1 protein-coding gene is annotated in these 255 nt (G+C 37.6%); it reads left to right on the top strand.

All coding sequences use genetic code 11. From position 1 onward, the window contains the following. Positions 1-255 (top strand): hypothetical protein (locus ACEN4I_RS13660; RefSeq protein WP_407103319.1); only part of this gene is annotated, 255 nt, incomplete at both ends.

Below are 255 nucleotides of genomic sequence, written 5' to 3'. Positions count from 1 at the left end.
TGCCGACAAAAGCCGAATTAGAACGTCAAAATCAAGAATTAATGAACCAACTCTCCGAGTTAACTAATAAATTGGATACCATCATGACTCAAAATATGGATCTATCAAACCAAGTATTTAAACTGACGAAGATGCTTTTTGGCTCTCGCAGTGAAAAGACAAAGGGAACGAACGAAGAGATTGATGGGAATCAGACATCGTTATTTGATGAAGAGTCCGATTTTTTCGTCCCAATGAATGAGGAAGAAGGTGAAT

The sequence above is a fragment of the Desemzia sp. FAM 23990 genome, assembly GCF_045528485.1.
Lineage (GTDB): Bacteria > Bacillota > Bacilli > Lactobacillales > Carnobacteriaceae > Desemzia.
The sequence above is the reverse complement of the archived record's forward strand: the minus strand, read 5'-3'. Positions and strand labels throughout refer to the sequence as shown.